Origin of the sequence: Thiocapsa marina 5811 (assembly GCF_000223985.1) — a bacterium.
Lineage (GTDB): Bacteria > Pseudomonadota > Gammaproteobacteria > Chromatiales > Chromatiaceae > Thiocapsa > Thiocapsa marina.
In genome coordinates, this window is record NZ_AFWV01000009.1 from 111,571 (window position 1) to 130,989 (window position 19,419).

Below are 19,419 nucleotides of genomic sequence, written 5' to 3' on the forward strand. Positions count from 1 at the left end.
GAACATCGAAGATGCAACACCTTACACCCCAGGGCCAACAGATCGTCGACGATATCGCCCGGCGTCACGGCTTCAGCCAGGACGCAGTCACCCACATGTTGATCGCCGTGCTCAACGGCAACGGCGGCATGGCCCAATTCAGCCACCCGGAATTCGGCGGCTCGGGCCAGTGGATGCAGGGCGGCATGCTGATGCTCGGCGACATGTTCAACTCCTCCCTCAAGGGTCGGGTCGACGCACTCTGCTACGAGCTCTCCAACCTGCTCGCCAACCAGCCGGGACTGCTTCAGAGCGGGAGCTTCCAATCCCAGAGCCAAGGCGGCGGATCCTTTCAAAACCAAACCAGCGGAGGCGTGCGCGGTCAATCCGATCTCTTCGTGCCGGACCCCGCCGATCACTGGTGGCCGCATGAGCTCGGCGTACCGAGCGCGACCGGCAGCCAGAACAACGTCAAGTACGCCTATTTCGCCGACGCACGGCGTCTGGCGGTGAACACCGGAGGGGATGTCTGGGTGTACGACACGTTGGATCATCAGATCGGGGGCTTCTCCCAGCAGCAGGGTAGCGGCGGCTCGATCAGCTTCGGCAGCCAATACGGCACCATCGATCTCGGACGCCTCCCGGTCGTCTCGCGCAACGGTCAACCCGCGGCACATGCGCCGGCCTCTGCGTCGGATCAGTCCGGGCAGTATCGGCCCGCCCCGAGCCCCGGAGCGAGCGAGGGCGATATCTTCGCCGCCATCGAGCGTCTCGGCGATCTCAGGTCGAAGGGCATCCTCACGGACGATGAGTTCAACGCCAAGAAGGCCGAGCTGCTCGCACGCCTGTAGCTGGAAGCTGGAAGCCGGAAGCCGGAAGCCGGAAGCCGGAAGCCGGAAGCCGGAAGCCGGAAGCCGGAAGCCGGAAGCCGGAAGCCGGAAGCCGGAAGCCGGAAGCCGGAAGCCGGAAGCCGGAAGCCGGAAGCCGGGAGCCGGAAGCCGGAAGCCGGGAGCCGGGAGCCGGGAGCCGGGAGCCGGAAGCTGTAATCTCCGCCTTCGCCGACCCGCCGATCAAAGATACGGCGAAAACAACCGCGCGAATCCGTCGCGCAGCTTCACCGGAATCGAGCGGGCGGCAAGCTCGGCGAGCGTCAAGGCCCGGCTCGCGGCGATCTTGGCGTCCACCAGCGCATGGAGCCGGCGCGACAGCTCGTGATCGTAACATTCGAGGTTGTACTCGAAATTCAGGCGCAGGCTGCGCGCATCCCAATTGGCCGACCCGAGAAACGACCAAGCGTCGTCGATCAGCATCAATTTGGTGTGATCGAAGGGCGGCGGGGAGAGCCGGATGCGGCAGTGTCCCTCCAAAAGCGCGTCGACTTGGGCCTGCGCGGCCCACTGCACGAGCTTCAGATTGTTCTGCTCGGGCATCAGGATCTCGACATCGACACCGCGCAAGGCGGTCACATTGAGCGCGGCGATCAGGGTCTGATCGGGCAGGAAATAGGGCGTGACGATCCGAACCCGCTCGCACGCCGCGCTCAGCGCACCCAGAATCATCCGTCGGATGACGTCGAAGTCCTCGTCCGGCCCGTCGGGAACGCCCCGTGCGAGGGTCGTTCCGACGTACCCCAGCACCGGATACCAAGTGTCCCCGCCGAGCCGCTCTCCGGTCGTGAAGGTCCAGTCCAGCGCGAAGGCCTCGACGAGGAAACGCACGACCGGACCTTCCACACGCAGGTGCACGTCTCGGATCGGATGGCGCGGACGGGACGCCAGCAAGGAGCCGGCGCGAATATTCAGGCCGCCGGTGAAGCCGACGCGCCCGTCGACCACCAGAATCTTGCGGTGGTTGCGCAGATTCAGGTACTGGCTCTTCACGGGGAGCACGGAGGCGAGAAAGACCGCGCTCGGGATCCCGCGACGGCGCAAGATGCGCGGCATCGCCGGACGACTGTAACGTTGACCGACCCCGTCGACCAGGACACGCACGGCAACGCCGCGCCGATGCGCCCGCTCGAGTGCATCGGCGAAGAGCCCGCCGACGCTGTCGTTGTCGAAGATGTAGGTCGAGAGCCCGATAGTCTCCTCGGCCCGATCGATCGCCTCGAGCATGCGTGGATAGGCTTGATCGCCGTCGATCAGGACATCGATCCGGTTACCCGCCTCCAGCGGCAAACCGGTCAAGGCATCGCCGAGATGACCCAGACGTACCAGATGCGGATACCGGGCATCCAAGGCACGGCGGGCGCAACGCTCCCCGGCCAACTCGGCACGGTCGCTGGCCTCCGATGTCTGCGGACGCAGCCGATGGGCCTTGCGGGTAATACGGTTGATCCCGAAGAGCCAATAGAGCACGAGACCGACCACCGGAGCCAACATGACGAGCCCCGCCCAGCCGACCGTCGATGGCACATCGCGACGCCCGAGCAGGAGATGGGCCACCGTGGCGATCCGCGCGGCGAGCTCCAATCCCAACAGGGCTCCCGTCCAGAGGGTTTGGTCAGGCATCCCGAGCGATCAAGCAATGCCGACGCTCCTGCCCGGGCTCCCGAAAGGGCGTGCGCACCGTTTCTCGCCTAACGGGCCGCCAAGGTCAGCTGATTCTGCTCGTCGTCGATCGTGACGCGGAAGCGACCGAGCAGACTCATCCCCAAGAGGGCATTCCCGCCGAGCCGCGAATCGTCGATGAAGGCTGCGGAGACCCCTTCGACCCGTGTCTCTCCGAGCCACACGCCGCTCAAGGTGCCGAGCCGCGCATCCACGGTCCCGTTGGCGGTCTGCACGGTCTGCATCCGCAGATCGTTCGGCGAAATCCCCAGCGGGCCGATCAAGGAGGCCGGCAAGACCACATGATCCGAACCCGTGTCGATCAGCAACACCCGCTGGACGCGCTGGCCGTTCGGCCCCTCGAGGGTCAGGTTCACGGCGTGCGAGGTGCCCTGTCGCTGCGTCGGCAGCACGATCGAGTCCCCGGGTTGACCGTCCTCGCCATCCGGAGCGTCGTCCGACGGAAAACCCGATCCTCCGGTTTCGATGATCAGCGGCGGTGCGACCACGGCAACCTTCTCGCCGAGGATGATGATCCGATCGACCTCGCCGGTTTCGGTCTGAACGATGACATGGTCGAAACCATCGAGCAGGAGCCGAAGACGGGGCACCAGTTCGGCGCCCTCGGCGCGCCCCTCCATCTCGGCCGTCTGCTCGATGCCGCGCACCTCGAATCCGTGCTGGGCGATCAGCCGCTCCAACTCCTCCTCGACGTTCACCAGCGGCGCCGCATCGGCGGTGCCGGCGAGAAGGGTGCATGTCCAACAGAGGTTGATCAGGCTCCGACGAACGAGGTGCTTCATGACTCCGGACTCCGGACGCGATCGGCGCGAAGGATGGGACGGTGAAAAAGTGGCTTGAACAAGAGAGAGACTAGCAGCGCGCCGGAGTCCGGGCTACCGCCCTGTTTCGTCCAGCCCCGCGCTCGGGGATGCCGAGTCGAGCCTTCCGGGTCGGATACGCGCACAAGACCGTGAAGAAAACCGGGAAAAATGGGATCCGTTTCTTTATGATCACCGGTCTTTCGGTGGTTCCTTCAAGGCGCAGAGACAGGATGCGTTCACGTTTCGAGCCCGCGCCGCTCCATCTGCAGAACCATCCGAAGGAGCCGTCGTTTCCCGACGCCGTGCCCCTAAACAACAGGTCCGACCGGCATCGCGCCAAAGGCTCGGCGCCGAATCCGTGACAAGGCCCAGAACACAAAGAGGACACTCAAGCATGCTCGCCGCTTTTCGCGCCCTGACCAAGACCGATCTCGCTGCGGTCCTCTTTGCAATCGTCGGGTTCTATCTCGCCGGTCTCGTCCCCTCCGTGGAGATCGCCTGGGTCGTCGGATTCCTGCTTCTGACCATCTTCCTGTTCGCCTTCGAGGTCGTCACCGTCGATGTCGCCGCGATCAGCATCATGGTCCTGCTCGGACTGACAGGACTCTTTGCGCCCTTCATGGGGCTCGAGCAGGGTTTGGTGCCGGTCGAGCATCTGTTCGACGGCTTTGCGAGCAACGCCGTGATCTCCATCATCGCGGTCATGATCATCGGTGCCGGGCTCGACAAGACCGGGATCATGTCCAAGGTCGCGGGCTTCATCATGCGCATCGGCGGCAAGACCGAGTCGCGTATCATCCCGCTGATCTCCGGGACCGTCGGCGTCATCTCGAGCTTCATGCAGAACGTCGGGGCCGCGGCACTCTTTCTGCCCGTCGTCAGCCGTATCTCCGCGCGCACCGGGTTGCCGATGTCGCGCCTGCTGATGCCGATGGGCTTCTGCGCCATCCTGGGCGGCACCATCACCATGGTCGGCTCGAGCCCGCTGATCCTGTTGAACGATCTGATCCTCACCTCGAACCAGGCACTCCCGGCCGGCACGGCGCCGATGGAGACCTTTCAGCTCTTCGACGTGACCCCGATCGGGATCGCGCTGCTCGTCGCCGGTATCCTCTATTTCGTGATCGCGGGGCGCTTCGTCCTGCCCTCGCACGGGAACGAGATGCTGACCGGCAGCGACACCAGCACCTACTTCGCCGAGACCTACGGGCTGTCGTCCTTCGAGATCCGGGAGGTCAGACTGCGCCCGGACAGTACCCTGGTGGGCATGAGCGTCGACGACTTGGAGCAAACCTGGCGGTTGCGCGTCATCGCCGTCGAGAAGGGCGACGGCCTGCGTCTGGGTGCGGACGGCGTAGACCGCTCGCTCGGTATCGAGCCCGGCACCACGCTCGGCCTGCTCGGCACCGAGGAGAAGCTCGCGCGCTTTGCCGATGACAACGCCGTGGATGTCAAAACCGACCTCGAGCTCTTCTCCGAGGCGATGTCGAACACCAAAGCGGGCGTGGCCGAGATCGTGATCCCGCCCGGGTCCAGCCTGATCGGCAAGACCGCACGCGATGTCTGGATGCGCAAGACCTACGGCCTGTCGCTGCTCGCCATCAATCGCGGCGGCACCCAGATCACCTTCAACACCGGCGGCGTGCGCAATACGCCGCTCCTCGCCGGCGATGCCTTGGTGGTTCACACGACCTGGGCAGACCTGACGCGCCTGACCAAAGACCGCAACTTCGTCGTGGTCACGACCGAATATCCGCATGAGGAGCTGCGTCCGCACAAGGTCCGCGCCGCGCTCGTCTTCTTCGTGATCACGCTGGCATTGGTGCTCCTGACCGACCTGAGGCTCTCGGTGGCGCTGCTTACCGGTGCCATGGGCATGATCCTCGCCGGCGTCCTCTCGATCGACGAGGCATACCAGGCCGTGAGTTGGAAAACGGTCTTTCTGTTGGCGTCTCTGATCCCGCTCGGGCTCGCCGTCGAGTCCAGCGGGACCGCCGCCTGGATCGCCCAGCAGACGCTGACCGCGCTCGGTGACGTACCGATCTGGGTCGTCCAGGCCGCGCTCGCGGTGCTCGCGACCTTCTTCACCCTGGTCATGTCCAACGTCGGTGCGACCGTCCTGCTCGTCCCGCTGGCGGTCAACATGGCCTTGGGGATCGGCGCCAACCCGGCCGTGTTTGCCCTGACGGTCGCGATCGCCACCTCGAACTCCTTCTTGATTCCGACCCATCAGGTGAATGCACTGCTGATGGGACCCGGCAATTATCGGGTTGTCGACTTCATGCGTGCCGGCGGGATCATGACGGTCCTCTTTTTGGTGGTGGCGCTGACCATGCTCAACCTGGTCTTTGGCTGAACCGCGTCCTCGGTGACATGAATTGTCGAGGTCAAGCGGGACCTCGACCCAAACAACAAGGCCGGCGAGACGCGGTTCAGGATTTTTTTCTTTCTTTCTAGAACCGCGTCCGCTGCGACGGGCTTGGAATCACGCGAGGGCGAGACCCGAATGAAGACAGTGCATGTCGCGCGAGACGCGGTTTTATAGGGATGTCGCTGCTGCGCAAGACGCCGACCTGCCCGGTGCATGGCTGCGAGCTGGTGCTCTCGCACCACGGCAAGAAGAGCAATCTCGGGCATTACTTCGTCGAGGTGGTGGGCGCGCCGCTCCTGTATTGCCCGCAGTGTTTGGAGAAGGGTCAGGACACCTCGGTGGAGGTCGAGCCGGCGGCGTCCAATGCCTTTCTGAAGCGGCTGGTCCAGGTGCTCGAGACCTCGGAATTTCCGGGATTGCTCAATAAGCCGAAGATCAGGGTCGACTTCAATCCGTCGAAGACGACCTTGGAACACCCCTACGCCCAAGGCGTTACGATGAACACCGTCGGGACGGCGCAACCCGGAGCCGCCGCACCGCCGGCGGAAGAACCCGAAGAGACGCGCTTGGACGGCATCGAGCCGGTCGAGCCGCGCCACACGCTCAATCAACTCATCCTGGATCAGGACACCTTGGAGCGCATCCGCGAGGCGACCAACGTCCTGGTCTCCCAGGATATGATCTACGTCACCTGGGGCCTGAGCTCGGTGGCCCGCACCGGGCGCAGGGTCGCGCTCAACTTCTACGGCCCGCCGGGGACCGGCAAGACCCTGGCCGCCGACGCCATCGCCGACCTGCTCGCGAAAAAGATCCTGCGCATCAGCTATGCCGAGCTCGAATCCAAGTATGTCGGCGAAACACCCAAGAACATCAAGGCCGCCTTCGCCAAGGCCTCCGAGACCGGCGCCCTGCTCTTCTTCGACGAGGCCGACTCCATCCTCGGCAAGCGTCTGGTCAATGTCTCCCAATCGGCCGACAACAGCATCAACGTTGCGCGCAGCACGACCCTGATCGAGCTCGACAACTTCGACGGCGCGGTCATCTTCGCCTCGAATCTGGTCGGCAATTACGACACCGCCTTCCTGCGGCGTATGCTCGCCCATGTCGAGTTCCGACTCCCCGCCACCGAGCAGCGCGAGAAGATCTGGCGCTGCCACATCCCGCCACAATTGCCGCTGTCGGAGGATGTCGATTTCGAGAGCCTGGCGCTCTATTCCGAGGGTGCGGCGGGCGGCGACATCCAGAACGCCGTGCTCCTCGCGGCCTCTTATGCCTCGATGCGACAGGGGGCCGAGCAAGTCGTCATGCTCGCCGACCTGAAACGTGCCATCGCCTTCCTCCTCGACGGCAAACGCAAGATCCTCGAGGGCGACGCCGGATCGGACAGCGATCGGTTCGATTGGGGCTAAACAGCGTCCCGCATGCCCCGCCCTCTTGTTGGAAGGCCGCCGCGTACAGATCGACACGCATCACAGCAGGCGCGGCGTCGATCGACGATCATTGCCCCTGTTGGACCGATCGATCAGAGCGCAAACGATGCTGCGAGGAAGCCGACATGACCGAGTGCGTGCCCTGCCGCGAGCGTCGGCCAGATCGTGGGCCGTCGTTGGAACAGTCCGCCCTGGCTAAAACCTGATGCGCGCACCGCGTTCGCTGCTGCCGGTCCTCTTGATCTCGGCGACACTCGCCGCGGCGACACTCATCCCGGGATCGTTTCGCACCTCGGTCAGCGAGCCGATCCGAGTCGGCGTCCTCCATGCCGGGTCCGGTCCGATGGGCGAGAGCGAGAGAGGGCTCGTCGACGGGGCGCGGCTCGCCGTGGAGGAGATCAATGCCGAGGGTGGGCTGCTCGGGCGTCGGCTGGAGCTCGTCGTCGCCGAGAACCATTCGGATCAGACGCAAGCAGCCGCCGAGGTCGAGCGCCTGATTCTCGAAGAGCGCGTCAGCGTCGTGCTCGCCTGCTGGACCTCCGCGTGCCGCAAGGCCGTCACGCCGGTGGTCGAGCAACATCGTCACCTGATGCTCTACGTGCTGCAGTACGAAGGCCTGGAACAATCGCCTCATCTCGTCTACATGGGCTCGGCACCCAACCAGCAGATCATCCCGGGGGCGCGTTGGGCGATGGACCGATTCGGGAGTCGGATCTATCTTGTCGGCTCGGACTACATCTTCCCGCGCACCGCCAACCGATTGATTCGGGATCTGGTCACCGCAGCCGGCGGCGAGATTTCGGCGGAGCGCTACGTACCCATGGATGCGACCGATCTCGACGCGATCGCCGCCGAGATCCGAAGCCTGGCACCGGACGCGGTGCTCAACACGCTCAACGGCGATGCCAACCGGCACCTTTTCGCAGCCCTTCGGGCCGCAAATCTCGATGACATGCCGGTGGTCTCCTTCAGCGTCGCCGAGCCCGAGCTTCGCTCCATGCGCGGAGGGCACTTTCATCGCGAGCATTACGCGGTGTGGGGTTACTTCCAAAGCCTGCCGGACGCCGTCAACCGGCGTTTCGTCGCCGCTTTCCGGGAGCGCTTCGGCGCCGATCGCGTCGTCGGCGACCCGATCGTCTCGAGCTACAACGGGATCAGGCTGTGGGCCGAGGCGGTTCGCGAGGCCGGCACCGACAATTCGGCACAGGTGAATCGCTCCATCGGGCGCGCGAGCCTGCAGGGGCCGTCCGGGATCGTTGCACTGGATGCCGCCACTCGACACCTGTGGCGCAAGGTCTATGTCGGACATGCACGCGCGGACGGGCAATTCGACGCGGTCGAGATCTCCGAAGCACCGGTCCGCCCGGCGCCGTTTCCCGCTTACCGCAGCCGCGCGCAGTGGCGTGCGTTGATCGATCTGCTGTCGGACGAATCGATTCGGCGCCCGCCGGAGGATCAACCGTGGGCGCCGTGAATCCACGCCGTCTCGGCCTGCGTTTGGCGGTCGGATTCCTGATCATCGCCCTGCTGCCCTTGGCGGGTCTGGCCTGGTTCTATCTGCACACCTTCGAGCGTGCCCTCACCGCAACCGTTCTGCAGAACGTGACCTCGATTGCGGACAAAAAAGCCGACCAGATCGACGACTACATCAACGAAAGGCTGGCCGACGCACGCTCGTTTGCGAGCCAGGCCCAAGTTCGGGGGACGTTGTCGGCACTCCTCGCCACCGATCGCAGCGCCGCGATTCCGACTCCGAGCACAGCCGATTTCAAAGAACTGGCCAAGCTCGGCGAGCGCGCGGACTACCACGACGTCCTCTTGATCGACGAAAGAGGCGATGTCGTCTTCTCGCTTCGCGGCGAGGACGACCTCGGCACCAACCTTCTGCACGGCCCTTTTCGCAATACCGAGCTGGCCGCGGGCTTTCGCCAGGCCATGACCTTCATGCACATCGACCTGACCCGTTTCGCGCCTTATGGCCCGTCGGGAAACGCGATCGCGGCCTTTGTCGTCGCGCCGATTCTCGAAGGGCAGCACCCGATCGGGGCATTGGCGCTTCAAGTCAACCTCGCCACCCTGATGCCGGTGGTCAGCGACCGCACCGGGCTCGGGGTCACCGGCGAAACCGTGCTCGCCGTTCGGGACGGACAATCGGCACGCTACACCATCGCGCTCGAACGCATGCCGGGAGAGCCCTTCAGCAATCGGGTGCCGCTCGACCGCACGGCGGAGCCGATGCGTCTTGCGCTGGCCGGAAGCCAAGGCCGCGGCCTGATGCAGGACTACGCAGGCATCGAGGTCGCAGCAGGTTGGCGATATCTGCCGGCGCTGGGCTGGGGCATGGTGGTGAAGATCGACGCTGCCGAGGTCATGGCCCCTCTGCATGCGATGCAGGAGGCCACGGCATGGGCGTTCGCGCTCTTCCTGCTCGCCTCGGCCAGCGCGGCACTCGTGCTCGGTCGCCGCTTGGTCAGAGACGAAACCACCATCGCCGCCCAACAGGCGCGCTACCGCGCCATGCTCGGCAGCATGAACGACGGGGTTGCCCTCTACCGCCCGCGTCCGGACGGGAGCGAGTTCGTCCTGATCGACATCAATCCGGCCGCCCAGAGGATCGCGGGGGTGGCGAGACGCAAGGATGTGCTCGGACGACCCTCCAGGATCGCCTTCCCGGGTTTGGAGGCCGCCGGCATCTTCGCCGCATTTCGCCGCGTTCATCGCCATGGCGGGCGCGAAACGATCAGCCTTGCGGTCTACGACAAGGGCCCGATCCGTCTCTGGCTCGAGAGCGACGTGATCCGCCTCGAGGGCGGCGAGATCCTTTCGGTGTTCAAAGACATCACCGCCCGCAGGGCCGCGGATGAACGCATCGAGCACATCGCCCATCACGACAGCCTGACCGGTCTCGTCAATCGCCACAACCTCGAGATCCTGTTGCGGCAGGCGCTGCACTCGGCACACCGCGACGGGCGATGGCTCGCGGTCCTCTTTATCGATCTGGACCGCTTCAAGGTCATCAACGATACGCTCGGCCATCACATCGGCGATCTGTTGTTGGTCGAGGTGGCACGCCGGCTGCGCGCCGACGTGCGCGAGAACGACATCGTCGCGCGTCAGGGCGGGGACGAGTTCGTTGTCGTGCTCACTGCCTTGGAGCGCGCCGAAGACGCCTCGACGGTCGCCGCGAAGATTCTGGACGCAATCGGCGAGCCGTACGCCATCGACGGCGAACGGCTGCACACCAGCCCCAGCATCGGCATCAGCATTTATCCCGATGACGGATGGGACGCCGACACCCTGATGAGGAACGCCGACACGGCGATGTATCACGCCAAGGAGCAGGGTCGAAACAACATCCAGTATTTCACCGAGGCACTCAACGTGGCCGCCGGCGAGCGCCTGACGGTCGAGCGCGAGCTGCGCGTGGCGATCGAGGAGGGTCAGCTCGCGGTGCACTATCAGCCCCAGCTCGAGCCCGATGCGGATCCGCTCGCTCGCCCCTACGCCATGGAGGCCCTGGTCCGTTGGCACCATCCGCAGCGCGGCTTGCTCGCCGCGGGATATTTCATCCCGATCGCGGAGGAATCCGGCCTCATCCACGTGATCGGGGAGTGGGTCTTGAACGAGGCTTGTCGCCGTTTCGGCGAATGGAAGGAGGCCGGCATGGGACCGAGGCGCATCGCCGTCAACCTCTCCGCCCACCAACTGCGCAATCCCGCCCTGATCGACACCGTCTCCGCCGTGCTGCGACGCTACGGCATGAAAGACAACGAGCTGGAGCTCGAGGTCACCGAGACGGTTGCGATGCGCGATCCCGGGCGCGCGGTCGAGACGCTGCAGGCACTGCGCGGTCTCGGCGTTGCACTGGCGATCGACGATTTCGGTACCGGCCATTCCTCGCTGGCCTACCTCAAACGCCTGCCGATCCAGACGCTGAAGCTCGACCGTGAGTTCGTGCGCGATATCGAAACCGACGAGAACGACGCCGCGATCAGTGCCGCGACCCTCGCCCTCGCCCACGAGCTCGGCCTACGGGTGGTGGCCGAGGGCATCGAGACGGAGGGTCAGAGCCGTTTCCTGCAAGCACACGGCTGCGACCTCCTGCAGGGCTATTTCTACGGCAGACCCGAGCCCGCCGAGGTCTGGACGGCACGCTGGTCAGAGGGCGAGTCTGCCGAGCTCAGGCGCACCCGAAACCATAACGCGTAGAGCGCCGGCAGAAACAACAGCGTAATCAGGGTACCGACCAACACCCCGCCGATCAGCACGAAGGCGAGCGGCCCCCAGAAGGTGTCGGTGGTGAGCGGGATGAAGGCGAAGACGGCCGCCGCCGCCGTCAGCACCACCGGGCGCGCGCGCTGCACCGTGGCCTCCACGACGGCGGCGGAGCGCTCCAGACCCTGGTGCAGGTTGTCCTCGATCTGCTTGGCCAGGATCAGGGTGTTGCGCATCAGGATACCGGCCAGCCCGATCAATCCGAGCAGGGCGACGAAACCGAAGGGACGATCGGCGATCAGCAAGGCCAGGGTGGCCCCGATCACCCCGAGCGGCGCCGTGGCCACGACCATGAGCGTGCCCGAGAAGCTGCGCATCTGGACCATGATGACGATCAGCATCAGGACGAGCATGATCGGCTGGACGCGTTGGATCGAGGCGTCGGCCTTGCCCGATTGCTCCACCGCGCCGCCGATGTCGATCCGATAGCCGGGCGGCAGCTCGGCGATCAGCCCCTGTAGCTCGCTCCAAATGGCCTGCGTCACGTTCGGCGGCTGCGCGCCTTGAACCTCGGATTGCACCGCGATGAAGGGCTCGCGGTTGTAACGCTTGAGCACCGGATCCTCGAAGGCAATCATCAACTCGCCGGCCTGCTCGAGCGGGATGGTTTGACCGTCGAGCGTCTTCAGATTGATGCCGGCGAGGCTCGTCGGCGTGATCGCAGCGCCGCTGCCGCCTGCGCCGAATCCGGCTTCGGCATCCTCCGCGCTCGCCGGGCCATTCTGGCTGACCCCGCGCAGGATCAGCTGCACGTTGCGGATATCCTCGCGGATCTCGGTCGCCGGCAGCCCGGAGAGTTGATACTCCAGCTGACCGGCAAGCTCGCGCGGGGTGAGCCCGATCAGACGCAGCCGCTCGGGATCGAGTGCAAGCCGCACCACGGGGACGCGCTCGCTCCAGTCCAGGTGCGGGTCCACCGAATTCGGATTGGCGGCGACCACATCCCGGACCTGCTCGGCGATCCCGCGCAGCACCAAAGGATCTGGCCCCACGACACGAAAGGTCACGGGCCAGATCACCGGCGGTCCGTAGAGCAGCTTGTGCACCCGCACCCGCGCCTCGGGGAACTCGCCGGCCTCGATATGGGATTGGAGCTGGGCGATGAGCGCGTCGCGCTCGGCCGCGCCTTCGGCGACCACGATGAGCTTGGCAAAGGCCGGATTCGGAAACTCGGGATTCAGCGCGAGGAAAAAGCGCGGGGCCCCCGCGCCGAGATAGGCCGCACTCGAACGCACGCCGGGGGCCTCCGCCAGGATCGCCTCGACCCGCTCGACCACGGCCGCCGTTGCACGGATCGCGCTGCCCTCGGGGAGCCGGATGTCGATCAGGACCTCCGGGCGATCCGAGGACGGAAAGAACTGCTTCTGCACGCTCCCGGCCAACCCGACGATCGAGAGGACCAACAGACCGAAGGTCGCGGCGACGACCCAGATCTTGTAGCGGACACAGCCTCGGATCAGCCCGCGCAGCCTTCCGTAGAGCGGCGTCGCGTAGGCGCTCTCGGAGCCGTGGGTTCCCTCGGTCGGCGGCGCCTTCAGGATCACCGTGCCCAGATAGGGCGTGAAGGTCACCGCCACCACCCAGGACGCGAGCAACGCGAAGGCCAGCACCCAGAAGATGTTGCCCGCATACTCCCCGACACCCGAGCGCGCGAAACCGATGGGCACGAAGCCGATGACGGTCACCAGTGTGCCGCTCAGCATGGGTGCCGCGGTCACCGTCCAAGCATGCGCCGCGGCACGCAGCCGATCCCAACCCGCCTCCATCTTCACCAGCATCATCTCGATGGCGATGATGGCGTCGTCGACCAACAGGCCCAGAGAGATGATGAGCGCGCCCAAGCTCACCCGATCCAGGTTGATCCCGCGGATCAGCATCAACAGAAAGGTCAGCCCGAGCGTCAACGGGATAGCGATGCCGACGACCAGCCCGGCACGCCAGCCGATCGCGACGAAGCTGACCAACATGACCACCGCGACCGCAACCAGGAACTTGATCTGGAAGAGGTCAACCGCGTGCGTGATGGCATCGGCCTGGTTGGTGAGCTGTGTAAAGCCGACACCCAACGGCAGACTGACCTCCAGCTCGTCCTGCAGCGCACTCAAGCGCTCGCCGAGCGACAACCCGTTCTCGCCGCGCTGCATCACCACCCCGAGCAGCACCGCATCCTCCCCGCCGGCGCGGATCAGAAACTCGGGCGGGTCCTCGTAGCCTCGACTGACCTCGGCGATCTCGCCCAAGGTAAGAAGGTGCCCGCCGATGCGCAGCGGCACATGCCGGATGTCCTCGAGCTCGCGCAGCTCGGCGTCCGGACGCAGATAGAGCCGCGGGCCGTCGGTCTCGACCAGGCCCGCCGGTGCAAGCCGATTCTGCGCGTCCAGCGCCTCGCGCACGTCCGCGGGCGACACCCCGAGCGTCGCCAAACGGGCCTGATCGAGCTCGACGAAGAAGCGCTGCGGGCGTTCCCCGAGGATACGCGCCTTCTGCACACCCTCGACCCGGGCGAGCCGATCGCGGATCCGCTCGGCCTCGCGCACCAGCAGACGGTTCGGCAGATCCGGCGCCGTGAGTGCATAGAGCGCGAAATAGACGTCCGAGAAGTCGTCGTTCACGAAGGGTCCGAGCACCCCGGCCGGGAGACTCCCGGCCGCGTCCGACATGCGCTTGCGCACCTGATAGAAGAGATCCGGGATCTGCTCCGAGGGCGCGTAGTCCTGAAACTCGACCAGCATGTCCACCCGTCCGGGACGCGCCGTGGTCTCGAGCCTGTAGAAGAGCTCGACCTCGCCGATACGCTTCTCGAGCGGGTCGGCAACCAGATCCTGCATCTGCTGCGCGCTCGCCCCCGGCCAGAGCGCCGAGACGACCATCACCCGCACGGTGAAGGCCGGGTCTTCCGCACGCCCGAGCTGCAGGAAGGCGACCAGACCGGCGACCGCGGTGACCAGGATCAGAAAAAGCGTGACCGAGCGCTCGCGCACGGCGAGCGCGGAGAGGTTCAGCGGTGCTCCCGGCGGCCCGGCGTCGGAGCGGCTCATCGCTCGAGCACCTGCACGGCCTGACCGGGCATCAGCAGATGCGCCCCGAGTGCGACGACCGCAGTCCCCGGCGCCAGACCGGTGCGGATCTCGGCCTGCTCGCCGACGATGCCGATCAGCTCGATCGGCTCGGGCTCGACGCGTCCATCCTCGATCCGCCAGATCTGCGGCCCTTCGCCGCGTTCCAGGACGGCGCCGAGCGGCACCCGAGCGATCGGTCCGGACGCCTCGCGTGCCGTCTCGAAGGTCAGGGTCACGGTCGTGCCGAGCCCGGGCTCGCCGGGCAGGTCAGGCAGACGATAGCGCGCACGCCAGGTCCGGCTGAGCGGATCGGCGCTGCCGGCGATCTCGCGCAGGGTGACCTGCACGGGCGCCGATCCGCCCGACGCTGCGCCCGCCGATCGGTCGACAGCGACGTTCCCGAGCCGGGCCGTCGCCTCGGGCGGCAGACCGACACGCCGCGATTCGGGCACCTGCACCTCGATCTCGCGCGGCCCGTCCTCGGCCAGGCGCGCAACCGCCTGACTCGGCGAGACGACCTGTCCGACCTGTCCCTCCACATCCAGAATCACGCCCGTCGCGGGTGCAAGCAGATCGGCATAGCGCATGGCGTTGCGGGCCTGCTCCAGGCTCGCCTCGGCCGCCAACAAGCGTTGCTCGGCGGCGCGCGCCGCGGTCACGGCCCGGTCATGGTCCTGCTCGCTCGCGAGACGCTTGGTCAGAAGATCGTCGAGACGCTCGCGCTCGCGCTCGGCGTTCTCGGACTCGGCCCGGGCACTCGCGACCGTCGCCTCGGCTGCCAGACGTTGCTGTTTCACGTCGCGCGGATCGAGCCGGAACAGGACGTCCCCGGCCTCGACATGAGCCCCGGCATCGACGAAGCGCTCCTGGATCTCCCCGCCGATCCGGAAGGACAAAGGGATTTCATGACGGGCACGCACCGTCCCCGTGAGCGTCCAGACGCTGTTCGGCGCGGACTCCACCCGGGCGGACAACACCCAAGGTACCGATTCGGGATCGGGCAGCGCCTCGAGCGCGCTCGACGCGTCCTGACTCGGCTCGCATCCCGAGCCCAAGAGCGCTGCAACGCAGATCGCTCCGATCCTGCTCATCCTGGTCGACAAGGGTCACTCCTGCACCGCAAGTGCCGGCGTTGATTGAGAGACCGAACGGATGTGGGCTTTTCGCCTCACCTTACGCCTCGCGCACGCCGAGCCGGCGTTGCGTCGTCTCCAGACGCGCGGGACACGCACTGGTTTTCGAAAACCCACGTACGCTCGGTATGGTTCATCGGACCATTATTACTGTACGATTGCGTTTAGTAAATACTCGAAAACAGGAGAGAGGATCCAGTCATGCCGACACCCGACGCCGGCGCGTCCGACAGACCGGCGGCGCCCCGATCCGCCGGACGCGGTCGACCGCCGGACCCCGCCAAGCATGCGGCGATCCTCGCGGCCGCTCGAAGGCTCTTCTTCTCGGGCTCGATCCAGGCGCTCAATATCGAGGCCGTCGCCCGCGCCTCCGGTGTTTCGAAGGTCACGGTCTACAGCCATTTCGGCGACTTACAGGGTCTGATCCGCGCAGTCGTGCTGCTGCAGCGCAGCGAGATGACGGCGGCACTCGACGATCTGCCCTCGGGCCAGCGCGGACTGAGACAGGCGCTGATCGAGCTCGGATGCGCACTGATGGGCTTCCTGAGCAGCGACGACTATGTCGCCCTACAACGGATGCTGGCGAGCCTGGCCGGGCAGGAGAACTGGCTCGGCACACTTGTCTACCGGGACGGCGCGGAGGCGACACGCGATCGCCTCGCCGCCCGCCTGGCCGAGGCGTCGGCGCGCGGCGACCTACGCGCGCACGACAGCCGCCTGGCCGCCGAGCAGCTGCTCGGCATGTGGCAGGGGATTCAGACCACGGGGCTCTTGAGCGGCGGCTGTCCGCGACCGAACGCCGAGGAGCTGCGCCGTCGGGTCGAGTGCGGGGTCGAGGTGCTGTTGCGGGCCTATGCGCCCGAGGGCATGGATCGCAAAATCGACCGGTCGGTTTGAGACGCGACTCAGCCGCGAAGACGCTCTTGGTAATTAGGGATCAGATGGGCATGGATACCTTTGCGCACGAGCGTCCAGAGCTCATCCGTAAGGCTCGCCGTGAGCATACCCTCCACCGCCGTGCGCCCGAGCTCCCCGAGCGCATGGGTGAATGCCCTCTGCGTCGGATCTTGAAGCCTGATCTCGTTCAGACAATGGGCATAGGCGTTGGCCACCAGACTGACCGTCGGCAGGAGCGGGACCGGGTCTTCGATGTCGACATAGCGAAAGATCCGGTCGGGAAACGCCTGCTCGAAGGCTTTGGCCGCGACGGCGTTGCCGATCATCGGCGCGCCGAAGGTAACGACCTCGTGCACCCCGATGAAGGCGCGCTGAAAACGCCAGGCCGCAAGCAAGGCAAGTGCCCCGCCGAGGCTGTGCCCCGTCACCCAGAGCGGTCGCGCCGATGCGTCCATCGCCTCCTGGACGGCCTGTACGAGCGGCGCCCAGATCTCGTCCAAGGCCTCCATGAAGCCGCGATGGAATCGGGCCCCCACGCCCGCGGCGGCGAAATCGGTGCCGATGCGTCCCTCGGGGACGACCAACAGGTTATTTGCGTTGGTCAGCAGCCAGTCCTTGACCCCGTCGAGGCTCGTCGGTGATTGCGAGCCGCGAAAGGCGACGACTAGCGCACCGGGGTCGCTCGCCACATAGACCTGCGTGTTGTCGACGCCGATGAGGCGCGCATCCAGACCGAGTTCGGCCCGAAAGCCGGCCGCACCTTCGGGCTTGTCCAAATAGGCCAGCTCGCACGCCTTGGCCAGAAATCGGACGTTGGGCAGATGATGCCCCGGAATCGACGCGTCGAGTGTCATGGTCTCTTAACCTCGCAGAACGAAACGAAAGCGTGGCCTCAGCGCAAGCCCCGGCGCCCGGGCTTGGCCTTGCGCCATTCGGAGAGGGTCTCGGCCGAGACGGATGTACCGCGCAGATCCAGCTCGAGCAATCTTGGATGAGGCATCAGGAACGCGCGAAAGGCGGCGTCCGTGATGCCCGTGTTGGCAAGACGCAGCCGCTCCAAACGCGTCGATGCCGCAAGGCGCGCGAGCCCCGCGTCCGTCACGCCGCTATCGTTCAGATCCAGCTCGCGAAGCCGATCCATCCCGGCGAGCAGCGCCAAGGTCTCGTCCGTCACATCCGGGTTGGCCATCTGCAGCACGACCACATCCGTCGCGCCTTCCAGCACCCGATAGTCGTGCCGGTCCCAGCCGGTCAGGGTGATATGGCGCTCGCCGTCGACCAGCACATCCCGCGGGCCAAGATCGACAGGCAACAGACGGTTGACGACCGGCGGACCGGCGGCGAGCAGCAATCCAGCCAATCCCAGGACAAGCGGACCGCGCGCGGCGTGAAAACGGCCGACCGCGAAGAGCAGCCCGGCCGGCGGAAAGAGCGCGACCGCGACACCCCAAGGACGGCTGCGCCGCCAAGCGACCACGGCAAACCAGATCCAACTGACCGCCAGCAGGCCGAAGCCTGTCAAGGTCGCCATGAAGAGGTAACTTTCGTTCATTTCGGGTCACCCTGCCGTGCCGAGGTACCAATATCCGCCCGATGGACGCGCGACGAAAGCCAGGTGATTCGCCTCTCCATGCGGTCACTCCATCCACTGCTCCGCACCCAAGGGCAGATTATTGAACTCGGCGCGGGCTTCCCGCCACGTCGGGTAATGCTCACCGAGGATGGCGATGAAGCGATCATTGTGCGTAGGCTCCAGAAGCTGTGCCATTTCGTGCACCAGGACGTATTCAAGTAGATCCTTCGGCTTCTTCACCAGATCGGTATTGAGACGGATGTGTCACGCCTCGTAATTGCAGCTTCCCCACGTGGTGATGATCCCTTCGGCGACGGCGTTCCTGGAGAGTTTGCCCTTCGCCTTGAGCTTTCGGGCGATGGCGTCGGGTAGGAGGTGAGACTCTCATCAACCGAGTTGACACTTACGCCTGCGTCCAGTCGCTCAATCGTTCGACTGAGCGACTGAATTTTCCACTCCTCCGGAATCACCCCCACCTCGCTCTGACTGTACTCCGGCCGGATCGCTGCTGTGCCGCTCATGCCGAAAGTCCCTGCTGCATGATCAGCCGGATAATCCCGCCGAGCGTCTCCTGATCGCTCTGCATCAGAGCGCCCAGTCGTCGTCGGATCAGGGATTGCTCCACTGTGAAAATGAGCGGCTTGAACAAGGATGGCTTCAGTAATCCAGCCGCTTTCCAGTCATCGATCAGCGCCTCGCCATAGCTCAGCGGGGCACGAATCTGACTGGTGATCGCCAGCAAGATGCAATCGGGACGCGCCTGCTGATAGGCCGCCGGACTGACGATCACGGCGGGGCGTTGCTTGCTCTCCGTCAGGTTGCTGAACGGAAACGGCACGAGCACGATGTCGCCAAATCTATAACTGGTCATAGGCGGCATCGTCTGCGTTGTTCCAGATCTTCTCTAGTGCCGGCTCCGAAAGACGCGAGATGGTGCTGGTTTCACTCTCATCGGGCAATAGCAGCAATAAACGCGCGGTCTTACCGTAGAACTGGCGGTAGTGTTCCGGGACATGCACGTTGCCCACGTTGTCAATGGTCGTTTCTATTTCGATTGCAAACATGGTTCCTACCTCTCGATTCATAGTGTTGAACGGCGTCAGGCCGGTGCTCCAGGTCTTGTCGGAGAACGGCGGATTGGCGACCAGGTCACCGTGTCCTTGAAATCGGGGAAATCGCTGCGGGCCAGCCGCGCGTTGGCCTCGATGAGCGGCTGGATGATCCGGGTGTTGATCCGGTCGCCGATGTCGCTGCTGCCCTTCAGGGCGAGCATGACCTTGAAGCTTGCGCCCTCGGGGATGATGACCCGCATGAGGGGTTGCGTTGCTT

16 protein-coding genes are annotated in these 19,419 nt (G+C 65.4%); 6 read left to right on the forward strand and 10 right to left on the reverse strand.

The features are described from left to right. Positions 1-11 precede the first annotated feature (11 nt). Positions 12-830: an SHOCT domain-containing protein gene (locus tag THIMADRAFT_RS14120; protein ID WP_007193732.1), complete on the forward strand. Its 819-nt coding sequence runs from the start codon at positions 12-14 to the stop codon at positions 828-830. A gap of 219 nt (positions 831-1,049) precedes the next feature. On the opposite strand, the gene cls is transcribed toward THIMADRAFT_RS14120, so the two are convergent. Both cls and THIMADRAFT_RS14130 read right to left on the reverse strand, forming a co-directional pair. After that, a complete protein-coding gene (cls, locus tag THIMADRAFT_RS14125; RefSeq protein ID WP_007193733.1) occupies positions 1,050-2,489 on the reverse strand; it encodes a cardiolipin synthase in 1,440 nt (479 codons plus the stop codon). Between the two features lie 68 nt (positions 2,490-2,557). Beyond that, positions 2,558-3,331, reverse strand: coding sequence for a retropepsin-like aspartic protease family protein (locus tag THIMADRAFT_RS14130; RefSeq protein WP_007193734.1), 774 nt, complete (start codon positions 3,329-3,331; stop codon positions 2,558-2,560). A 415-nt stretch (positions 3,332-3,746) separates the two neighbouring features. Here THIMADRAFT_RS14130 and THIMADRAFT_RS14135 point away from each other — a divergent pair, with 415 nt between their 5' ends. The 4 genes from THIMADRAFT_RS14135 to THIMADRAFT_RS14150 all read left to right on the forward strand — a co-directional run bounded on the left by THIMADRAFT_RS14135 (position 3,747) and on the right by THIMADRAFT_RS14150 (position 11,362). Then, the gene (locus tag THIMADRAFT_RS14135) at positions 3,747-5,708 is read left to right on the forward strand and encodes an SLC13 family permease (protein ID WP_007193735.1); all 1,962 of its coding nucleotides are present in this window, start codon (positions 3,747-3,749) and stop codon (positions 5,706-5,708) included. 191 nt (positions 5,709-5,899) lie between these two features. Then, a complete protein-coding gene (locus THIMADRAFT_RS14140; protein WP_007193736.1) occupies positions 5,900-7,132 on the forward strand; it encodes an ATP-binding protein in 1,233 nt (410 codons plus the stop codon). 226 nt (positions 7,133-7,358) lie between these two features. Further along, on the forward strand, positions 7,359-8,627 hold the full coding sequence (locus THIMADRAFT_RS14145; protein ID WP_007193737.1) for an urea ABC transporter substrate-binding protein: 1,269 nt from the start codon (positions 7,359-7,361) through the stop codon (positions 8,625-8,627). Then, a complete protein-coding gene (locus THIMADRAFT_RS14150) occupies positions 8,624-11,362 on the forward strand; it encodes a bifunctional diguanylate cyclase/phosphodiesterase (protein WP_139052836.1) in 2,739 nt (912 codons plus the stop codon). Before THIMADRAFT_RS14145 ends, THIMADRAFT_RS14150 begins: the two co-directional genes overlap by 4 nt. Here the strand turns inward: THIMADRAFT_RS14150 and THIMADRAFT_RS14155 are convergent. Continuing rightward, positions 11,269-14,466: an efflux RND transporter permease subunit gene (locus THIMADRAFT_RS14155; protein ID WP_007193739.1), complete on the reverse strand. Its 3,198-nt coding sequence runs from the start codon at positions 14,464-14,466 to the stop codon at positions 11,269-11,271. The genes THIMADRAFT_RS14150 and THIMADRAFT_RS14155 overlap by 94 nt on opposite strands. Then, entirely contained in the window at positions 14,463-15,590 is a 1,128-nt protein-coding gene (locus THIMADRAFT_RS14160) for an efflux RND transporter periplasmic adaptor subunit (protein WP_007193740.1), read from the reverse strand. The genes THIMADRAFT_RS14155 and THIMADRAFT_RS14160 overlap by 4 nt, the downstream gene beginning before the upstream one ends. A 231-nt stretch (positions 15,591-15,821) precedes the next feature. Here THIMADRAFT_RS14160 and THIMADRAFT_RS14165 point away from each other — a divergent pair, with 231 nt between their 5' ends. Beyond that, positions 15,822-16,517 (forward strand): TetR/AcrR family transcriptional regulator, encoded by a 696-nt coding sequence (locus tag THIMADRAFT_RS14165; protein ID WP_007193741.1) that lies wholly within the window; start codon positions 15,822-15,824, stop codon positions 16,515-16,517. A gap of 8 nt (positions 16,518-16,525) precedes the next feature. Here the strand turns inward: THIMADRAFT_RS14165 and THIMADRAFT_RS14170 are convergent, their stop codons facing one another. From THIMADRAFT_RS14170 to THIMADRAFT_RS14190, 6 genes are all read right to left on the reverse strand, one after another. Next, complete coding sequence (locus tag THIMADRAFT_RS14170; RefSeq protein WP_007193742.1) at positions 16,526-17,371, reverse strand: lipase family protein; 846 nt, start codon at positions 17,369-17,371, stop codon at positions 16,526-16,528. A gap of 38 nt (positions 17,372-17,409) precedes the next feature. Beyond that, positions 17,410-18,069 carry a leucine-rich repeat domain-containing protein gene (locus THIMADRAFT_RS14175; RefSeq protein ID WP_007193743.1) on the reverse strand — a complete coding sequence of 220 codons (660 nt, stop codon included), beginning with the start codon at positions 18,067-18,069 and terminating at the stop codon, positions 17,410-17,412. A gap of 84 nt (positions 18,070-18,153) precedes the next feature. Continuing rightward, complete coding sequence (locus THIMADRAFT_RS27955) at positions 18,154-18,351, reverse strand: YgjP-like metallopeptidase domain-containing protein (RefSeq protein ID WP_086010400.1); 198 nt, start codon at positions 18,349-18,351, stop codon at positions 18,154-18,156. Between the two features lie 256 nt (positions 18,352-18,607). Next, positions 18,608-18,961 (reverse strand): type II toxin-antitoxin system PemK/MazF family toxin, encoded by a 354-nt coding sequence (locus THIMADRAFT_RS14180; protein WP_199484243.1) that lies wholly within the window; start codon positions 18,959-18,961, stop codon positions 18,608-18,610. Continuing rightward, positions 18,948-19,154 carry a hypothetical protein gene (locus THIMADRAFT_RS14185; protein ID WP_007193746.1) on the reverse strand — a complete coding sequence of 69 codons (207 nt, stop codon included), beginning with the start codon at positions 19,152-19,154 and terminating at the stop codon, positions 18,948-18,950. Before THIMADRAFT_RS14185 ends, THIMADRAFT_RS14180 begins: the two co-directional genes overlap by 14 nt. Before the next feature lie 35 nt (positions 19,155-19,189). Next, complete coding sequence (locus tag THIMADRAFT_RS14190) at positions 19,190-19,402, reverse strand: hypothetical protein (protein ID WP_007193747.1); 213 nt, start codon at positions 19,400-19,402, stop codon at positions 19,190-19,192. Positions 19,403-19,419 lie beyond the last annotated feature (17 nt).

Coding starts and splice junctions, on each gene's coding strand:
- THIMADRAFT_RS14170 (WP_007193742.1), bottom strand. CDS start 17,371: ATGACACTCGACGCGTCGATTCCGGGGCATCATCTGCCCAACGTCCGA.
- THIMADRAFT_RS14165 (WP_007193741.1), top strand. CDS start 15,822: ATGCCGACACCCGACGCCGGCGCGTCCGACAGACCGGCGGCGCCCCGA.
- cls (WP_007193733.1), bottom strand. CDS start 2,489: ATGCCTGACCAAACCCTCTGGACGGGAGCCCTGTTGGGATTGGAGCTC.
- THIMADRAFT_RS14190 (WP_007193747.1), bottom strand. CDS start 19,402: ATGCGGGTCATCATCCCCGAGGGCGCAAGCTTCAAGGTCATGCTCGCC.
- THIMADRAFT_RS14185 (WP_007193746.1), bottom strand. CDS start 19,154: ATGTTTGCAATCGAAATAGAAACGACCATTGACAACGTGGGCAACGTG.
- THIMADRAFT_RS14135 (WP_007193735.1), top strand. CDS start 3,747: ATGCTCGCCGCTTTTCGCGCCCTGACCAAGACCGATCTCGCTGCGGTC.
- THIMADRAFT_RS14175 (WP_007193743.1), bottom strand. CDS start 18,069: ATGAACGAAAGTTACCTCTTCATGGCGACCTTGACAGGCTTCGGCCTG.
- THIMADRAFT_RS14145 (WP_007193737.1), top strand. CDS start 7,359: ATGCGCGCACCGCGTTCGCTGCTGCCGGTCCTCTTGATCTCGGCGACA.
- THIMADRAFT_RS14180 (WP_199484243.1), bottom strand. CDS start 18,961: ATGACCAGTTATAGATTTGGCGACATCGTGCTCGTGCCGTTTCCGTTC.
- THIMADRAFT_RS14155 (WP_007193739.1), bottom strand. CDS start 14,466: ATGAGCCGCTCCGACGCCGGGCCGCCGGGAGCACCGCTGAACCTCTCC.
- THIMADRAFT_RS14140 (WP_007193736.1), top strand. CDS start 5,900: ATGTCGCTGCTGCGCAAGACGCCGACCTGCCCGGTGCATGGCTGCGAG.
- THIMADRAFT_RS14120 (WP_007193732.1), top strand. CDS start 12: ATGCAACACCTTACACCCCAGGGCCAACAGATCGTCGACGATATCGCC.
- THIMADRAFT_RS14130 (WP_007193734.1), bottom strand. CDS start 3,331: ATGAAGCACCTCGTTCGTCGGAGCCTGATCAACCTCTGTTGGACATGC.